We start from the raw sequence: 19,536 nt of genomic DNA, 5'->3' as shown, positions 1-19,536 counted from the left end.
TTGTTAGTATTGCTATTTTGGCGGTACCGCCAAAATAGCAATACTAACAAAACAAGTTTGCAAATTAATTTTAAATGGTATACTTTTGGATTGAAATACTGGTATACTTTTGGGGTGAAATAAACATACCCAGGAGGAAAGATATTCCGATGCAAAGTTATGTATATCCTTGATTTGGAAATACTTTTGACAATGACCTGCAAACAGGTAGATAGTCATTATTTCCTGATCCGTGAAAACAGGATTGGAATTATTGCTGTATCTTTGGCAGTAATATTTCAGTTCCTGATCGTATAAATCACATACATACATATAAGTCTTTATCAATTCAAGCTCTTTCTTCCTGGAAATCATTACCTAGAGAATTTGTGGTAATTTTCTTCTAAGTTGATGATTCTCAGTGGATTAAGTAATATTTAATATACTTATTCCATTGATTTTAAACACTTTAACTAAATAAAATCGCGATCAGTTTCAACTACTTCAACTACTGAATCGCATTCACAATAAAATTAATGAAATTTCTCCATTTCAAGTCAGATTTCATTACATTTAATTTTTTAATAAAAAATAATTATCGAATTTCTTGTTTATATCCCAAACAACATTTACCTTTGAGGTCTCGATACTATGAAGCTCATAAGCTTACCCGCGACAAATGAGCAAAATAAAGGTTCTCATTGAAACAAGGGTTGAAATTTAAAAAATTATATGTGAGATTCTCCATTACAACAAGGATAGCATAACATAAAAAAATAGGCGAGATAAAAATTCTCTCCAACTAATAGTTAAAACCTGAAAAACATGAACGATAGATCAATATCTGAAATCGGACATTGGCAGCTGGAGCAAAAAAGCTTCATTGACCCGGTAGATCTTTACATCGAGAACCTGTTCCCTGGAAAAGATTACCAGGTATTGTTGATGGTATTTGAAATCATTGACAACAAGGGTGAACTGCAGTGTCAATACAGAGGGATAGACATCGAAAAGGTAAGGAAGGATTCATCCAGTTACCGGAAATACGCCTACCGGAAAGGGAGTGCACGCGGTGGTGATGTTACCTTTACCACGAAACTCGGCAATCCACCGGATAAAAAACTGAATAATATCAAGGAGGCGCAATTTAAAAAACTTACTCACGGGAAGCATCTCGAAGCCCAACTATTCAAGCTCGTGGAGGCGGAGTTCTTACTAAACGAACAACGTATAGCATGGCAGATTGCAGACTATTTCAATAATGCGACGCAGGAAGAACGGACCACCACAGGTATTTCATTACGGATACATCGAGAAAAAGAACTCTATCTTTACGATTTTGAGACAGTCCGGACCATGATACTTAATTCTGGCTCTGAAAAGAAATACGAGCACAATGGCACTATTTCACGTACTGCTGATGTCATCTGTTCGGTTACAGGCGAAAAAGCAGACGAGGTATACGGTTTCGCAGCACCCTTTAAATACTCTACTCCCGATAAGCCAGGATTTATTAGCGGATTCTTTAACAAGGAAAAGTTCTGGAGAAATTATCCCGTATCATCAAAAGAGGCGTTGGCGCTCGAGTATGGAGAAAAATACATTAGACAGCATCTGACAGGGTATTTCTACGGATACGAGTTCTTGTTCGTTCCCCACACCGTTTTACAAAACGATCGGGAGAAACTGGAAACGATCGTGGAGCTGCTTAAAAGTGCATTTGCTGACGCGAGGATAAAAAAAGAATCGAGCGAAGAGCGAGCTGACTCCGAAGAACACGTACAAAAAATCATCGCTCAGCAGAATAACTTTTTTTATGTGGATATGCTCTTTTTCTCCGAAGATAAAATGAGTAAAGCGATTAGCATTAAAATGATGTTGGAAGAGGTGTTACCATCTAGATTCAATGAGCTCTTTTCGCGAGTACCGAATGCTGTTAACCGCATCCCCTTATTTAGGAATGCTATTATAAAAGGTAAAGAACAACAGGATCTGAAATTTTCATTCGGGATTATCAAGGAGTTTTTCGACGACAAATTTTTAGAGGTTGTGCAAAACATTTTTCTTGGCAGACCCATTTCAAAGGATTTCATGTTCGAAAAAATCATGAATGTGATAAGAAAAAACTACAATGAAGCACATACGAGAGAAAAAACAACCAAATCTACACGACGAAGCATATTGGAAGCTATCATGCTGATAAATTATTTACAAGAGCTAAAAATCATACAAAACAATATTAACTATAATTTTATGAATACAATGGACACGGTAAAAGATGAACAAAAAACCAACCGGTTTAACCTTGACGAATTTAACCGGTTTGTGACTAATAACAGGAGCTTCCTGGATAGCGATATTAAAATTGGCATTTTCGCCGTGGGAATTTTGGTGCGTTTCGTTTTCGACGTTCAATACAGGAACCTATCCAGCACCCCATTCGAAAGCAAGCTTCGAGGGTATAACCTGAACTCGGAGCACCTAATGCAAATCTACCTGGAAGCACTGGACAAGATTCAGAAACACTTGAAGAATAATGTATACCCTGAACTTCGGGAAATCATTAACAATTATTTCACAATTAAGAAACAGGATATGGTTTCAATGAGTAACAATGAACTCTCGTTCTACTTTGTTGCCGGTCTCGAAATGGGCTCCAGGTTTAAGAGAGAAAAAAGTGAAGAAAACACAGAATCAGAATAATAACATTTAAAACAGACAAGATCATGAGTGAAATTATCGACAGCCGCAGTGAGCTTTTGTTTCTTTATGACATTGAAAACGCGAACCCGAATGGTGATCCGTTAAATGAAAACCGTCCACGATTCGACACGGAAAGTAGTGTCGCACTCGTTTCTGACGTCCGTCTGAAGCGGACGATACGGGATTACTGGTACGAGTACAAGGAGTTCAACGGATTGGACGACCGTCAGGATATCTTTGTTCGGGAAACAACCTACGACGAGGGAGACAAGAAGTATATCAAAGATGGAAAACGCCGTGCCAAGGATTTTCAGGAACAGGCAGATATCATCCTTGCCAAATGCATCGATATCCGGGTATTTGGCGGAGTAATTCCTTTAGCCAAGGATTCTATCACATATATTGGCCCGGTGCAATTTCAAATGGGAAAATCGTTAAATAAAACTGAAATCATTGAAGAACAAGGCACTGGTGCGTTTGCGTCGACTGAAAAAAAGATTCAAGCCACATTCCGGACAGAATACAAGATACCCTACGCTGTAATAGGCTTTAACGGGATAATCAACGAGAAAGCAGCACGTTATTCCAGAATGACCACGGAAGATAAATCGCTATTGCTCGAAGGAATTTGGGAAGGCACGAAGAACCTGATTTCTCGTTCGAAATTTGGACAATCGCCCCTATTCTTACTCGAGGTGGAATACAAGGAACCTTTCTATATTGGTAACCTGCGTCAACGGCTGAAACTGGACTACGGAGAGATGAACGAGCTACAAATAAGAGGCACTAATGATTATAAATTAGATATATCGGAATTACTAGAGGCACTCAAAGAGAACAAGGAGAAGATAGCCAAGATTCACTTGAAGCTTGACTCAAGGTTGACGATGATCAGTAATGGTAAATTAATCACAAATATCAGCAAGGATGAAATATAAGGAATTGCTTATTTTCGACATCATGGGCGAATACGGGCACTTCCGAAAGTACAACACCACAACCTCACCTCTCACCTACTCTATTCCCACGCGTACCGCGATCGCGGGAATGCTGGGAGCAATCCTGGGAATGGAAAGAGAGACGAGTGACGGTCATTACGCGGAGGGTATTGAACCGGTTCAGGAGTTTTTCTCAAAAGAGAGGAGCGGCATCGCCGTACAAGTTATGCAGCCCGTGAAGAAAGAAAATATCGGGTTCAACTTGATTAACACGAAAATATCGTTTTACGACTTAACACGGGCGAGACACACCCAAACGGAGTTTGAGCTTGTAAAAGATCCTCATTACCGCATCTACCTGGCAATGGATGATACCGCCAAATTCGAGGAACTATCTGAACGGATACAGCATAGAAGGCATCATTTTACTCCCTACTTAGGTTTGGCTCAATTTACCGCAAGGGTGGATTTCGTCCAACGAGCAACAGCGCGAGTAGTAACCTCAAACAGTGAGATCGTGGAAATCATCACGGCAGTGAATCTGTCAAAAGTAGTGGGTGAACCACCTATAGACTTTCAAAAGGAATGGTTTTATTCGGCCAACAACATGCCCGTCGCCATGAATAGAGAAAGAGAAGTTTTGGAATATTCCGAGATACTTATCGAAAAAAACGGGAATCCTCTGCATGCCCGTGTACCAGAGTATTTAACACTGAACGGGATTGGGAATATTCTTTTTCTATAATCTTTCAGATATTATGCACATTATATAGAGTCATAAAGAAGGATGGAAGAGTTGCAAATCGATAAAGAAGGATTGCTTTCGCATCCGAAAAAGCTACTTGTTGATCATCTGTCAGTTGTAGCTGTAATAGCGAAAGCGACCGTGGAGGAGAAAGGTTACCGGTTCGTTGTAAAGGAGACTGAAATAACGAATCGGCAACTCTCCGACTTGGTTTGGATTGCAGCTATCTCTCATGACATCGCGAAAGCTACAGGCTATTTCCAGAATTATATCCGTAACCCAGAAGAGATTCATAGCAATTTGAAGAATCATTCATTGCTGTCGTCGGTTTTTGCCTATTTCGTCGCTAGCAGGTATTGTGAGCGAGAATTTAAAGACAAGCTGCTGCAGGAGTTTCTCCCGATACTGGTTCTGATAGCCGTGAAACGGCATCATGGCAACATCCAGAACCTTCAGAAAGAAATATTATTTTCTAACGAAGACATTGAATACCTTTCAGAACAAATCAAAAGCATTCATGCTCCTTCAGTTGAGTTAATTCTTTCGAGTTTGTGTGATCATTGGCCTATCAAGATTACATGGAGAGCGTTCACAGAATATTGGGAATTAGCAAGTTTCCAGCAGCGACTAAAAGATTTTCGTTTATACTTCAAGCTTAATTATCCGAAGCTGGACGAGAAAACGCAAGTCGAACTCTTTAATCTTTTTCAGGTAATCTATTCCGCATTGATGTACTCAGATAAGAACGACGTGATCCTGAAAGATGTTAATACTACGAATACAACGACTGATATCACAGGGTGCTTGAATCGATACAGGGAAAAGAATGGATTCAATATCCCGGTTTCGGAAATTAATCGAATCAAGAACGAGGCTTATTTTGGCACGTTGGAACACTTGGAGAGGGTGTTTATCCGTGATCAGCACCTCTACTCGATCACGTTACCTACAGGGTTGGGGAAAACACTAACGGCATTTTCCGTGGCTGATAAAATAAGGTCACTCACAGGAAATATCAACGCAAAGGTGACTATCGTTATCCCTTATACTTCGATCATTGACCAGAATTTTGAAGTGTATCGAGAAGTACTGGAAACCGATTCGAGCGAGTTTTTATTAAAGCATCATCATTTGAGCGAACCCAGGTACAAAGATAGTTCTGAAAAGGTGTATGAAGAAAATCAGAGTCAATTTTTGATTGAAACATGGCAATCTGAAACTATCGTGACAACGTTCGTTCAATTTCTGGAAACGATTCTTTCAATGGATAAAACCAAGCTAATGAAATTGGTTAACCTGAGAAACGCCGTAATCCTGCTTGATGAGATTCAGACAATTCCCTACGAGCTATGGGAAACGGTAAGGAAGACGTTCCTTTCGCTTGGCGAAACTTTAAATATATATTTTATCCTTATATCAGCAACGCAGCCTCTTATATTTGCTCCGAGAGTGGATATAGTGGAATTAGTACCCGATCACAGAAAGTATTTCAAAGTATTTAATCGCACCCGGTTGGTCTATCACAAAGACAAAATCTCTTTCGAGGATTTCATCGATATAATTTCTGATTATATTTATAACGAACCTAAAAAAGACGTGCTGATAATCTTGAACACCAAAAAGGCCGCCCGTCGCTGCTTTGAGGAATTAACAAAACAGGAGCAGGAAATTCTGGATAACGTCCAATACTTCTTCTTATCCACGCTCATTACTCCCCACGAAAGAAAAGAGATTATTCAAAAAATTAAAAAAAGGAGTCATAAACGTAAAATAATTGTCTCCACTCAATTAATAGAAGCAGGAGTGGATATCTCCGTGGATACCATCTTCCGGCAGTTGTCTCCCATCGATTCAATTATCCAGTCGGCCGGACGCGCGAACCGATATAATGAAAAAGAGCAGGTATCTGATATATTCCTTTATGATATTGACGATGAGCATGGAAAAGCAACAAGTAGAATCTATGGTTCAGACCTAATGCTAAAAACTAGGAACACGCTCTCGGATATTGAAGTAATGGAGGAAAGAGACTATCTGGATCTAATTGACCGATACTACGAAGAGGTCCGAAAACAATCTGACGAGACTTCTTCGGATTTACTTGACGCCATTCGAGATTTGAGATTCATGGAGATCGATCTAAAACTCATCCAAGAGCGTAAAACTGAATCGGTCTTCATTCAATTGAACGAAGAGGCTAAATATGTATGGGAACGCTATGTATCTCTTTATGATGAAGAGCTAACACCCTGGGAGAGAAAGACAAAATTCGCGTCGTTTAAATCTCTTTTTTACGATTATGTAATCAACGTACCGGTTCCATACGGTGAGACGAAAATTAATTTTGACTCCGAACAAGTGCACGGATTTTATTTATCGAGTTTAGAACAACCTTCCGCGTTTTATTCCTATTCGGCTAACGACACGAGGGAAAATATCGGATACGACACGAACAAAACGTCCATCACAATTTAGTAGAATCATGCAAATCACTCAAACAATCATTCAGTTCCCCGACATTCGATTAAAAACACGAGATGCACATAAGTTGCGTGGGTATTTTGGCAACTTATTTAAAGAGCATTCTCCGTTGTTACACAATCATTACCAAGATGGCACTTCACGGTACGCTTACCCATTGGTTCAATACAAGGTAATTAGAAACGTACCGATGCTAATAGGCTTCGAAGAGGGTGCCGATCTGTTAATTTCACTCTTTTTGAAAATCCGTGAATTGGATATCGAGGGAGAATACTATCCTATTTCCGCTAAAAATATTCATCAGACACGATGCGAGCTGACGGTAAATCAGCAGTTGTACAACTACGCTTTTGAAACGCTCTGGATGGCCTTGAATCAGGATAATCACAGAAAATACATACTCCTAGATACGAAGCAGAAAAAAGAGTTCTTGAATCGTCAGTTGCAAAATAACATACTAAGTTTCTATAAGGGTGTTTCTTTTCGTGTAAGTGAAAACATCATGGGTGTCGTACAGTTGGAAGAAAAACAGACAAAGTTTAAAGATCAGCAAATGCTGGCATTTTCAGGGAGGTTTACCACGAATGCTTACTTACCGGAATGGGTAGGGATAGGAAAGGCTGTGAGTCGTGGATTTGGTGCTGTTAGTCAAATCTAGTAAAACCAAGAATATGCAGTTAATCATTAACACATATGGCACGTATGTTCATGTAAAAGATGATCTGTTTGAAGTATCACTCACGAAGGATGGAGAAAAACAAAAACACCATTTCGCCAGTCAGAAGGTTACTTCCATATTAATGAGCAAAGGAGCGGCTCTCAGTACCGATGCCATAATACTGGCCATGAAAAACAATATTGATATTATTGTTTTCGAGTATGATGGAATGCCTATTGGTCGTTTTTGGCATAGCAAGCCGGGAAGTACCTCAAAAATTAGGAAGCAGCAGTTGGATGCTAGCTTGAACGAAATAGGTGTTCACTGGACAAAAAGCTGGTTAACAAAAAAAATAGAGAATCAAATCGAATTCTTGAAACGGTTAAAAAGCCATCGACTTACCTCTGCCGAACAGATACAGGAAAAGATTGAAATCATCAAAGGTATCTCATTAAAAATAAATGGATTGAAAGGCTCTAAAATAGAGGATATCGACAGTACTCTTCGAGGATTAGAGGGTACATCTGGGCGAGTATATTTCAGAGTGTTAAGTTCTCTTCTGGCGGAACGTTATCAATTCGAAGGGCGTAGTTTTCGCCCGGCAGCTGATCCTTTTAATGCTTTTTTAAATTACGCTTATGGCGTTCTATACAGCCGAGTAGAAAAAGTACTGGTGATTGCTGGGCTTGATCCGTATGTTGGATTCATGCACCGGGATGATTACAATATGAAAAGTATGGTCTTTGATTTTATTGAACCTTATAGGACATATGCTGAAGAAGTCGTATTCAAGCTCTTTTCAGCAAAAAAAATCAATGATAGCCACACGAGTAAGATCACAAATGGTTATAGCCTGAATGCCGAAGGAAAAAATTTATTGATGCAATCATTGTTAAGTTTTTTGGAGGAAGACACAATCCGTTACAATGGTAGGAATCAAACAAGAGTTAATGCTATGCAGATGGATGCTCACCAGTTCGCAAACCAATTAATAAAAAAAACATGATTTGCTGGGTTATATACGATATCAAGAAAGATAAGCCACGCACCAAGATTTCTAAGATATGCAAAAAGGTCGGCCTTTATCGCGTACAGAAATCGGTATTCCTAGGAAGCTTGGATGAAAACGACAAAGACACCCTCGAACTATCTGTGACCGAGTTGATAGATGAAGAAACCGATTCTCTTTATATCTTCCCAATGAGTAAAAATGAACTTCGTCAAACAGTTTTGCTCGGGCAAGCATTTGATAAGAAGTTAGTAACAGACGATGTAAAAGCCTTGTTTTTCTGATGTCTATCACACCATCACATATCATAGAGTACCTTTATTGTCCCCGGTTCACATATTACGAACACGTGCTTTGTATCCCACAATTTGAAGAGCGCCACTACAAAGTGGAAAAGGGGCGCAACCTACACGACTTGAAACTGGAACGGAACAGGGATTATTTACGCAAAAGAATCGGGGCCGTGGATAAATATCTTGATCAATATTTGACCAACGAGTTACTACGAGGAGTTGTTGATGAAATTTTAGTGTTAAAAGATGGCACAATGGCTCCACTTGATTATAAATTTGCTAAATTTGAGGAACGAATTTATAATACATATCAGACTCAATTAGAGTGTTATGCAGTACTAATTGAAGACAATTTTCATCGACGCGTAGATAAAGGCTTTTTGGTTTACACTCGCTCTGCGAACAAATTGGTTGAAATAGTAATAAGCGAGACTGCGAAACAAGAGATACGAAATATTTGTGAACAAGTGAACGAAATTATTTTTAATAATTTTTTTCCGAAAGCAACGAAATCTAAAAAAAGATGTATTGGCTGTACATATAGAAATATTTGTATCAAATAAAGCTTTCCGGGAGTAAATTTATTTTGAGACATCAAAAAACATGATATATTCCACTAAGAAAGAGAAAATTACATTCTCGGAAATCATTAAAAAAATCGTGTTTTTTGCGTTCTTTGACATTTTGAAAACAGAAAATAATGATTCCAAAAAACAACCGTACAGTTCTGAACATCATATTGATAACTCAATAGACGACTTCCAGAACTACATCCAGCACAACAAGGATTGAAACGAAATTATCAACATGATTGACGGCAAAAGTATTGATTCTTCCAGAACTACATCCAGCACAACAAGGATTGAAACTTGCAGAAAGTATGACCTAATTGTCCACAAAGAAAAACTTCCAGAACTACATCCAGCACAACAAGGATTGAAACTCCCAAGCGGAAACCACGTTCCGGACGAGCCGACAAACTTCCAGAACTACATCCAGCACAACAAGGATTGAAACATAGGTTGATGATGAGCGACGAGTACAGGCTTGCCACTTCCAGAACTACATCCAGCACAACAAGGATTGAAACGAAATTATCAACATGATTGACGGCAAAAGTATTGATCTTCCAGAACTACATCCAGCACAACAAGGATTGAAACCGAACAGGTACTCCGATTTCCCCGTTGACCCGAATCTTCCAGAACTACATCCAGCACAACAAGGATTGAAACCCACATATTTGTGTATTAGAACATACACATCTCCGCTTCCAGAACTACATCCAGCACAACAAGGATTGAAACACAATTAGGCCGCCATTAATGCCTTAACTCTAATTCGTCTTCCAGAACTACATCCAGCACAACAAGGATTGAAACTTGAATATATGGACGCATTCAATTATTGCATTAAAAACTTCCAGAACTACATCCAGCACAACAAGGATTGAAACTGATTCGGGTAGATTAACATCAACATCCGGGCAGAGGCTTCCAGAACTACATCCAGCACAACAAGGATTGAAACCTACATTTGTAACAAAATTATTCACTTAAAAAAAATCTTCCAGAACTACATCCAGCACAACAAGGATTGAAACCGAAGATGGCGCACGATCTAACCGGGCTGCCTGACGCTTCCAGAACTACATCCAGCACAACAAGGATTGAAACCGGCACAAAAACAGAGATAAGCACAGACGGCGTTACTTCCAGAACTACATCCAGCACAACAAGGATTGAAACAATATCACCTTTCCGAAGTGCTTTTGAAGCAATTCCAGCTTCCAGAACTACATCCAGCACAACAAGGATTGAAACGCTTGAATAACCACGAAACGCCACCACCAGTAAGCATCTTCCAGAACTACATCCAGCACAACAAGGATTGAAACTCGAAAAGAAATGACGATACAGCACAAGGTATAATAACTTCCAGAACTACATCCAGCACAACAAGGATTGAAACGTTCTTTCTCCATAGGTCATATTATTTTCTACAAATGCTTCCAGAACTACATCCAGCACAACAAGGATTGAAACTACTGCCAGTTATACGTATAGCTGTGGTTGCAACACTTCCAGAACTACATCCAGCACAACAAGGATTGAAACTTTCACCCCATATATTATTATTGTTTGAGGTGCTTCCTTCCAGAACTACATCCAGCACAACAAGGATTGAAACTTTGGAATAAACGCTTCTGCAACCAACCTATGGACGCTTCCAGAACTACATCCAGCACAACAAGGATTGAAACCGGGATAAACTCTCACATGTTCCCGGCTTTGGCGGTCTTCCAGAACTACATCCAGCACAACAAGGATTGAAACGAATGAAAAGCGAATAGCATGTCTCGCAGCAGGAAGCTTCCAGAACTACATCCAGCACAACAAGGATTGAAACATTCAGCCAACTTCGTATAAACTTGGCGACATGTGGCTTCCAGAACTACATCCAGCACAACAAGGATTGAAACTAGCTTGAATATACAGGCATAACAACATCTCTATTTCTTCCAGAACTACATCCAGCACAACAAGGATTGAAACAGAGGGTTTGGGATATGTATGAACTCATTGGAATACACTTCCAGAACTACATCCAGCACAACAAGGATTGAAACCCAACACACAACAAGCCCCCGCAACCGATGCAGGACTTCCAGAACTACATCCAGCACAACAAGGATTGAAACCAACCACTTCAGGAATAATACAGCACATGACGCTTGCTTCCAGAACTACATCCAGCACAACAAGGATTGAAACCCGCTACCGGCAGGATGCTTCCAAACTCGGTCATCACTTCCAGAACTACATCCAGCACAACAAGGATTGAAACTGATTCGGGTAGATTAACACAACGGGGCGGCGCAGAGCTTCCAGAACTACATCCAGCACAACAAGGATTGAAACACAGAATTATAGAGACAATGGACAGCACGGATAGCCCTTCCAGAACTACATCCAGCACAACAAGGATTGAAACATGAAACCAAATTAGAGGTAGGTCAAACTTATGTACTTCCAGAACTACATCCAGCACAACAAGGATTGAAACTCGTACCCTCTACAGTAAGGTTTCCGGCAGCATCCTTCCAGAACTACATCCAGCACAACAAGGATTGAAACAATTTAGCCGATTTGCACGAAAATAGTTGTATATTCTTCCAGAACTACATCCAGCACAACAAGGATTGAAACGATGTAGCTAGGCTGGAGATAACCACTCCTGGGCTCTTCCAGAACTACATCCAGCACAACAAGGATTGAAACTGAAATAATTAAAGATTACAACAATGAAAGCAATTACTTCCAGAACTACATCCAGCACAACAAGGATTGAAACCAGATAATCTCCTATATGTATGTATTGACTTCGTGGACTTCCAGAACTACATCCAGCACAACAAGGATTGAAACTTATCCATAATATTCTTTTCATTGTTCACAAAATCTTCCAGAACTACATCCAGCACAACAAGGATTGAAACACGTCAAGGTTCGGATATATGGATCAGGTACGTATCACTTCCAGAACTACATCCAGCACAACAAGGATTGAAACCGGCACAAAAACAGAGATAAGCACAGACGGCGTTAACTTCCAGAACTACATCCAGCACAACAAGGATTGAAACTTTTCACATATGCCAATTGCTCCACATCGCCCGCTAACTTCCAGAACTACATCCAGCACAACAAGGATTGAAACTTAAGCTCCTCTATCCGATTATTGATCTTCTTCACTCTTCCAGAACTACATCCAGCACAACAAGGATTGAAACACCAGATCGGAAGCGTGGCATCCGGGATGGTGACGAACTTCCAGAACTACATCCAGCACAACAAGGATTGAAACAGTGGATAACAAGTGTAAATAATGAAAGCTTTGTCTTCCAGAACTACATCCAGCACAACAAGGATTGAAACTGCTAAGGTGGTACACGAATAATGAAGTGTTTTCATCTTCCAGAACTACATCCAGCACAACAAGGATTGAAACTACGCTGCACATTGCTATCAGGCAGCAGGCTCTCTCTTCCAGAACTACATCCAGCACAACAAGGATTGAAACTCACTAGACCAAGTTCGGTCCTTGATATAGTTCTTGCTTCCAGAACTACATCCAGCACAACAAGGATTGAAACATATGTTGTCGGTTAGAGTATTATGCAATGAGAACCCTTCCAGAACTACATCCAGCACAACAAGGATTGAAACAAGACTTTCTCTACTTTTTCTAGTTCCTCTTGTTCTCTTCCAGAACTACATCCAGCACAACAAGGATTGAAACATACCTTCACAGAAGCAAAACAATCTTCTCCAAAAATCTTCCAGAACTACATCCAGCACAACAAGGATTGAAACATTTTCATGTCAAAATAATTCTTTTTCTTCGTTTTCCTTCCAGAACTACATCCAGCACAACAAGGATTGAAACTCTTTTTTGATATGATAGAAACCGTTTTCGCTTGCGTCTTCCAGAACTACATCCAGCACAACAAGGATTGAAACATTGTTATTAAATTATGTCTCATCAATTAGATACCTCTTCCAGAACTACATCCAGCACAACAAGGATTGAAACATGAAGATAATTCAGATCTTGACTATCTGTACGTACTTCCAGAACTACATCCAGCACAACAAGGATTGAAACTTCAGCATAATCGGGCTGATTGTGACACTGTCAAAGCTTCCAGAACTACATCCAGCACAACAAGGATTGAAACCACAGACCGCCCCATGCCTTGTTGGTCTTGTCCCTGCTTCCAGAACTACATCCAGCACAACAAGGATTGAAACTTTAAATGGCAAGGAAAGAAAACGGTAAGATTACGAACTTCCAGAACTACATCCAGCACAACAAGGATTGAAACCGGAAACGAACTATGGTTTACCGCTGAAAAGACAAACTTCCAGAACTACATCCAGCACAACAAGGATTGAAACAAAGCAGACCAAGCTGATTTGGTTCAATTAGAGAGCGACTTCCAGAACTACATCCAGCACAACAAGGATTGAAACACCGAAACTTTCGGCGCTGGCAATGAACCAACAGAGCTTCCAGAACTACATCCAGCACAACAAGGATTGAAACTTGCATAACAACAAGTTAGGAATCGGAATGGACATGCTTCCAGAACTACATCCAGCACAACAAGGATTGAAACAATCAAAGCCATAATCTTTGTTAGACTTTTCAACCACTTCCAGAACTACATCCAGCACAACAAGGATTGAAACCCGCAACGAGTTTGAGCCTTTCTGCCGTTCTTGACGCTTCCAGAACTACATCCAGCACAACAAGGATTGAAACATGTTGTCAAAATAGAAATCAAGCACTGCGACGTTACTTCCAGAACTACATCCAGCACAACAAGGATTGAAACTACATCCATCACCCAAATCAATTACACTCACATAACTTCCAGAACTACATCCAGCACAACAAGGATTGAAACAACCTACAAAGAAAATTAGAGAAATTCTTCGATAGACTTCCAGAACTACATCCAGCACAACAAGGATTGAAACTATAGGTTATTTCCAGTAACGCTTAAAACGTTGCCAGCTTCCAGAACTACATCCAGCACAACAAGGATTGAAACAGGGAGACAAGGGGGATTCGTCATACCAGACGTGGTCTTCCAGAACTACATCCAGCACAACAAGGATTGAAACTCTCTGTTGATTGTTGAAGTTTAGTGTTTAACTCGCTTCCAGAACTACATCCAGCACAACAAGGATTGAAACTATTGAATATCACATACTTACAATTATGAGGTGTAACTTCCAGAACTACATCCAGCACAACAAGGATTGAAACTCGATTGCAGGTACACGGTGTCCCCCCTGGTGAACAGCTTCCAGAACTACATCCAGCACAACAAGGATTGAAACTTATCAAGGGAACGGCGTACTGCTTTTTAAAAAAAGCTTCCAGAACTACATCCAGCACAACAAGGATTGAAACTTCAGCTCAAGTATGCTACTGTTTTGAATTCCAAAACTTCCAGAACTACATCCAGCACAACAAGGATTGAAACTTCAGCTCAAGTATGCTACTGTTTTGAATTCCAAAACTTCCAGAACTACATCCAGCACAACAAGGATTGAAACGTTATTAACAAGGATAGTATAGAACCATACGGTAACTTCCAGAACTACATCCAGCACAACAAGGATTGAAACGTTATTAACAAGGATAGTATAGAACCATACGGTAACTTCCAGAACTACATCCAGCACAACAAGGATTGAAACTCGAAATACTTTCCAATTGCCCGTCTTGATATACCTCTTCCAGAACTACATCCAGCACAACAAGGATTGAAACACTCCGCTATCTGTTCTGGCGTGAAGTCGGTATAGGTCTTCCAGAACTACATCCAGCACAACAAGGATTGAAACCAACAGAAAGACTGCCAAGATTTAGATACAACACGCCGCTTCCAGAACTACATCCAGCACAACAAGGATTGAAACGCTATCTCGCTGTTGATAGCTTTTTGCATTCCGGTCTTCCAGAACTACATCCAGCACAACAAGGATTGAAACGCGCAATAGAAAACCTAATACCTAAAGACGATGATACTTCCAGAACTACATCCAGCACAACAAGGATTGAAACTGAGCTGATACCGTCACAATACCGAATAGTAGACGGCTTCCAGAACTACATCCAGCACAACAAGGATTGAAACACCTCAGCAATCTCGCCAATCTCGACTAACTTATCAACTTCCAGAACTACATCCAGCACAACAAGGATTGAAACAAAAAACAAAATTATGAAAAAAGAAAAATTTCACGCTTCCAGAACTACATCCAGCACAACAAGGATTGAAACCATTAAACTGATTGGATACACTAAATGGGCAATTGCTTCCAGAACTACATCCAGCACAACAAGGATTGAAACAATGAAAACGTAACAGCTTACGTAACAGTAGAGGATCTTCCAGAACTACATCCAGCACAACAAGGATTGAAACTCAAATAAAGAGGGCGCTGTATTTAAACAATCAACCGCTTCCAGAACTACATCCAGCACAACAAGGATTGAAACAACACAATACCTAATTCGGGGAGCTTCGGGGATGTTCTTCCAGAACTACATCCAGCACAACAAGGATTGAAACAAAGCCATGAAGTGGTTGATGAGGATGATGCTATCACTTCCAGAACTACATCCAGCACAACAAGGATTGAAACTTTGACCCTAACCCTACTTATCAGAATCAGAAAGACTTCCAGAACTACATCCAGCACAACAAGGATTGAAACGGACTAACGCAATCGCAAACACTCCATTCGTGAATTGTCAAATCTTCCAGAACTACATCCAGCATAATAAGGCATAAGGCGATTAAACTTTTGGGGAGAAAAGACAAAAAAACAAAACGGGGAACTGAAAATCAATCTTAGTTCCCCGTCTTAGTTCCTTGCTCTTTGCCGTTTATTCCATATTGTGAAAAACGTTTTGCACATCGTCGTCCTCTTCAAACTTCTCAAGCAGTTTTTCAATCTGCGTGCGTTGTTCGTCGCTAAGCGATTTAGTGTCGTGCGGAATACGTTCAAACTCCGCCGAATGAATTTCGAAATCGTTTTCTTCGAGGTACGACTGGATATCTGAGTACGATTTAAATTCACCGTAAAGGATAATGTCTCCTTCGTCTTCCTCTACTTCATCAACACCGTAATCGATAAGTTCCAGTTCCAGGTCTTCCAATGAAACCCCTTCTTTTGGAGAGATTTTAAAGACGCATTTGTGGTCGAAAAGAAACTCCAGACTTCCCGAGGTCCCCAGTGATCCACCGTGCTTGTTGAAGTAACTCCGGACGTTCGCCACCGTTCGGGTAGGATTGTCGGTTGCGGTTTCCACTACGATGGCAACGCCGTACGGGCCGTAACCTTCGTAAACCATTTCCTTGTAATCCGAAACGTCCTTGTCCGTCGCTTTTTTGATAGCGCGTTCAACGTTTTCCTTTGGCATATTTTCTTTTTTTGCCTGCTGTATCAGTACACGCAATCGTGGATTGTTTTCCGGATCGGGACCGCCGTCGCGCGTGGCGATGGTTATCTGTTTTCCTAATTTCGTAAATACGCGGGCCATATTGCCCCACCGTTTTAGCTTTGTGGCTTTTCTGTATTCAAATGCTCTTCCCATATTTTTGCAATTGGCTTTCTTTAAAAATTATTATCTTAACAATGCTCCCAGTTCTTTCTCCAAATTCTGCTGAATTTTTTGCATGACGGCGTCAATCTGTTTATCATTGAGTGTTTTTTCTTTGTCCTGCAATACGAAATTTACCGCGTACGACTTTTTCCCTTCAGGTAGGTTCTTTCCTTCGTAAACATCGAACAGAGACAGTTCTTGAAGCAGTTTCCTCTCCGCTTTTTTTGCTGTTTGCTCAATGGCTGCAAAGGTGACGCTTTTATCGACAAGTAGTGCCAGGTCGCGGCTTACTGAGGGGAACCTGGAGATTTCAGAAAAATGTACTTCGCTTGCTGATGTTTCCTTCAACAGAGCATCCCAGTTCATTTCGGCAAAAAAGACGTCGGTGTCGATATCGAACTTCTTCAAGATGTTGCCTGAGATAATTCCAAAACTTCCGATCTGCCGGTTGAAAGTACGTATATTCATTCCTGAAGCGTAGATTCCGGATTGAGTCGACTCAAACGTCACCTGATTCTGAGTAAAGCCCAACCGGTTCAATATATTTTCGATATGCGCTTTTAGTTGAAAAACAGAAGTTTCAGTTTGAGGGGCTGCCCAGTTTTTGGGGTTGCTGTCGCCGCAAATCCAAAGGCCGAGATGGGTTTCTTCGGAATACCCCGATAATATATTGCCTTCCTGCTTCCTGTCAGTATCAAAAAAGTAGCAGTTCCCAAATTCGTAAAAATGCAGGTCGTAATGCTTCCTGTTCCGGTTATAAGCGATGCTCTCCAGGCCTCCGTAAAGAAGCGTCTGGCGCATTACTCCCAGGTCGTTACTCAGGGGGTTGAGCAGCTTTACCCCGTTTTCTCCCGGGAAGGTTGTGTTGTTTTCGTAATAGGATTTCCGGGTGAGCGAGTTATTCATTATTTCGCTGAAGCCACTTGCAGTAAGTTGTTCCGAAATAAGTGTCTGTAGTTTGTGTTTGCGGTCTGTAGGGGTTTGATAAGACAGGTTGGCCCTTAACGAATCGCTGAAATCCACGTTGTTGTATCCGTAGATGCGAAGGATCTCTTCGATCACATCCACATCGCGGGTCACATCTACTCTGTAAGTGGGGATGCTAAGTGTCAGTGCCTCTTCCGACTCGTTTTCCGTTTCAATGTCCAGGCTTTGGAGAATGTTCTTAATCGTTTCCTTCGGAATCTCTTTTCCGATAAGTGAGTTCACCTTCCGGAACGGCAAAACTACTTGTGCATTGTTTATTTTCACCGGATAGATATCGCGTATTTCGCCTTCAATTTCACCTCCGGCAATCTCCTTGATAAGCATGGCGGCACGTTTCAGTACGTACACCGTGTTTCCGGGGTCGGCACCCCGTTCGAAGCGGAACGATGAATCGGTGTTCAATCCGTGACGACGAGCGGTTTTGCGCACCCAGGTAGGATTAAAATATGCCGATTCCAGAAACACATCTGTTGTGCTCTCGGTTACCCCAGACTTCAGTCCGCCGAAAACTCCCGCAATACACATCCCTTCCTTGGTGTTGCAGATCATCAGGTCGTTTTCGTTCAATTCGCGTTCCTGTTCGTCGAGTGTAAGGAACTTGCTTTTCCCAGGCAATGTGCGAACAACAACCGTGTTGCCTTCGATATAATTTACATCAAATGCGTGCATCGGATGGCCGGTTTCATGAAGGATGAAGTTTGTGATATCCACAATGTTGTTGATTGGCCGCAGCCCGATAACCAACAGTTTGTTTTTTAACCAATCGGGACTTTCCTTTACGGTAACACCACGAACGGTCAACCCGGAATATCTTGGACAGGCGGCACTATTTTCAACCACCACGTCTATCCCACCTTCCGATTTATCTGTCTTGAAACCGTCAACAGAGGGTTTTGTCAGGGAAAACGGCTTTCCACTTTGTTTTAAATAGGCGGCCAGATCGCGCGCCACTCCGTAATGCGATGCGGCATCTATGCGGTTGGGGGTGATGTCGACTTCGAGGACGAAATCGCTTTTCACGTTGTAATAATCCTTGGCAAGCATGCCAACCTCAGCATCGTCGGGAAGAACGATAATTCCCTCGTGTGATGTTCCAATGCCTATTTCATCTTCGGCACAGATCATTCCAAAAGATTCTTCTCCCCGGATTTTGGAGCGTTTAATGGTTACTGGTTCATCACCAAAATAGATTTTAGTGCCGACTGTAGCTACCACCACTTTTTGTCCGGCAGCCACGTTGGGGGCTCCGCAGACTATTTTTAACGGTTCTTCTCCATTTCCGATGTTTACAGTTGTCAGGTGCAGGTGGTCGGAGTTGGGATGATGGGTGCAGGTCAGCACTTCGCCGATAACTAATCCTTCAAGACCACCCTTGACGGTTTGAATTTCCTCCACACTACCTGTTTCCAATCCAATGGAGGTGAGTGCTGCTGCTGTTTCTTGTGGTGAAAGATCGAATTGCAGGTAATCTTTCAGCCAATTGTAAGAGATGTTCATTCTAAAGTCGTTTATTTTGACAACCCAGGCTCAGATTCTTCGTTTTTACTCAGAAT

General features: G+C 41.0%; 10 protein-coding genes and 1 CRISPR repeat array. Of the genes, 8 read left to right on the top strand and 2 right to left on the bottom strand.

Features of this window, described 5'->3' with window-relative positions:
• Positions 1-804 precede the first annotated feature (804 nt).
• Genes AACM02_RS14840 through cas4 form a run of 8 tightly spaced genes read left to right on the top strand, consistent with a single transcriptional unit; the run spans position 805 to position 9,369 of the window.
• Positions 805-2,682: a TM1802 family CRISPR-associated protein gene (locus AACM02_RS14840; protein ID WP_339117408.1), complete on the top strand. Its 1,878-nt coding sequence runs from the start codon at positions 805-807 to the stop codon at positions 2,680-2,682.
• 23 nt (positions 2,683-2,705) lie between these two features.
• Complete coding sequence (gene cas7b / locus AACM02_RS14835; RefSeq protein WP_339117407.1) at positions 2,706-3,620, top strand: type I-B CRISPR-associated protein Cas7/Csh2; 915 nt, start codon at positions 2,706-2,708, stop codon at positions 3,618-3,620.
• Entirely contained in the window at positions 3,610-4,365 is a 756-nt protein-coding gene (gene cas5b / locus AACM02_RS14830) for a type I-B CRISPR-associated protein Cas5b (protein WP_339117406.1), read from the top strand. Before cas7b ends, cas5b begins: the two co-directional genes overlap by 11 nt.
• Before the next feature lie 42 nt (positions 4,366-4,407).
• Positions 4,408-6,840, top strand: a complete 2,433-nt coding sequence (cas3, locus tag AACM02_RS14825) for a CRISPR-associated helicase Cas3' (RefSeq protein ID WP_339117405.1) — start codon at positions 4,408-4,410, stop codon at positions 6,838-6,840.
• A 7-nt stretch (positions 6,841-6,847) separates the two neighbouring features.
• Positions 6,848-7,504, top strand: coding sequence for a CRISPR-associated endonuclease Cas6 (locus tag AACM02_RS14820; protein WP_321715542.1), 657 nt, complete (start codon positions 6,848-6,850; stop codon positions 7,502-7,504).
• Between the two features lie 13 nt (positions 7,505-7,517).
• Positions 7,518-8,510: a CRISPR-associated endonuclease Cas1 gene (cas1, locus tag AACM02_RS14815; protein WP_321577027.1), complete on the top strand. Its 993-nt coding sequence runs from the start codon at positions 7,518-7,520 to the stop codon at positions 8,508-8,510.
• Positions 8,507-8,797, top strand: a complete 291-nt coding sequence (cas2, locus tag AACM02_RS14810; protein ID WP_339117404.1) for a CRISPR-associated endonuclease Cas2 — start codon at positions 8,507-8,509, stop codon at positions 8,795-8,797. Before cas1 ends, cas2 begins: the two co-directional genes overlap by 4 nt.
• Positions 8,797-9,369, top strand: a complete 573-nt coding sequence (gene cas4, locus AACM02_RS14805) for a CRISPR-associated protein Cas4 (RefSeq protein WP_321715543.1) — start codon at positions 8,797-8,799, stop codon at positions 9,367-9,369. Before cas2 ends, cas4 begins: the two co-directional genes overlap by 1 nt.
• Positions 9,370-9,564: 195 nt before the next feature.
• Positions 9,565-16,184: a CRISPR direct-repeat array (repeat unit 37 nt; unit sequence CTTCCAGAACTACATCCAGCACAACAAGGATTGAAAC).
• Between the two features lie 92 nt (positions 16,185-16,276).
• Here cas4 and AACM02_RS14800 read toward each other — a convergent pair.
• Together AACM02_RS14800 and pheT are read right to left on the bottom strand one after the other, a co-directional pair.
• The gene (locus tag AACM02_RS14800) at positions 16,277-16,987 is read right to left on the bottom strand and encodes a YebC/PmpR family DNA-binding transcriptional regulator (protein ID WP_332456990.1); all 711 of its coding nucleotides are present in this window, start codon (positions 16,985-16,987) and stop codon (positions 16,277-16,279) included.
• A 30-nt stretch (positions 16,988-17,017) separates the two neighbouring features.
• The gene (gene pheT, locus AACM02_RS14795) at positions 17,018-19,480 is read right to left on the bottom strand and encodes a phenylalanine--tRNA ligase subunit beta (protein ID WP_339117403.1); all 2,463 of its coding nucleotides are present in this window, start codon (positions 19,478-19,480) and stop codon (positions 17,018-17,020) included.
• Between the last annotated feature and the right edge of the window lie 56 nt (positions 19,481-19,536).

The sequence above is a fragment of the Petrimonas sp. genome (assembly GCF_963921705.1).
Taxonomy (GTDB): Bacteria; Bacteroidota; Bacteroidia; order Bacteroidales; family Dysgonomonadaceae; genus Petrimonas; species Petrimonas sulfuriphila.
This window is presented reverse-complemented; position numbering and strand designations above follow the sequence as displayed.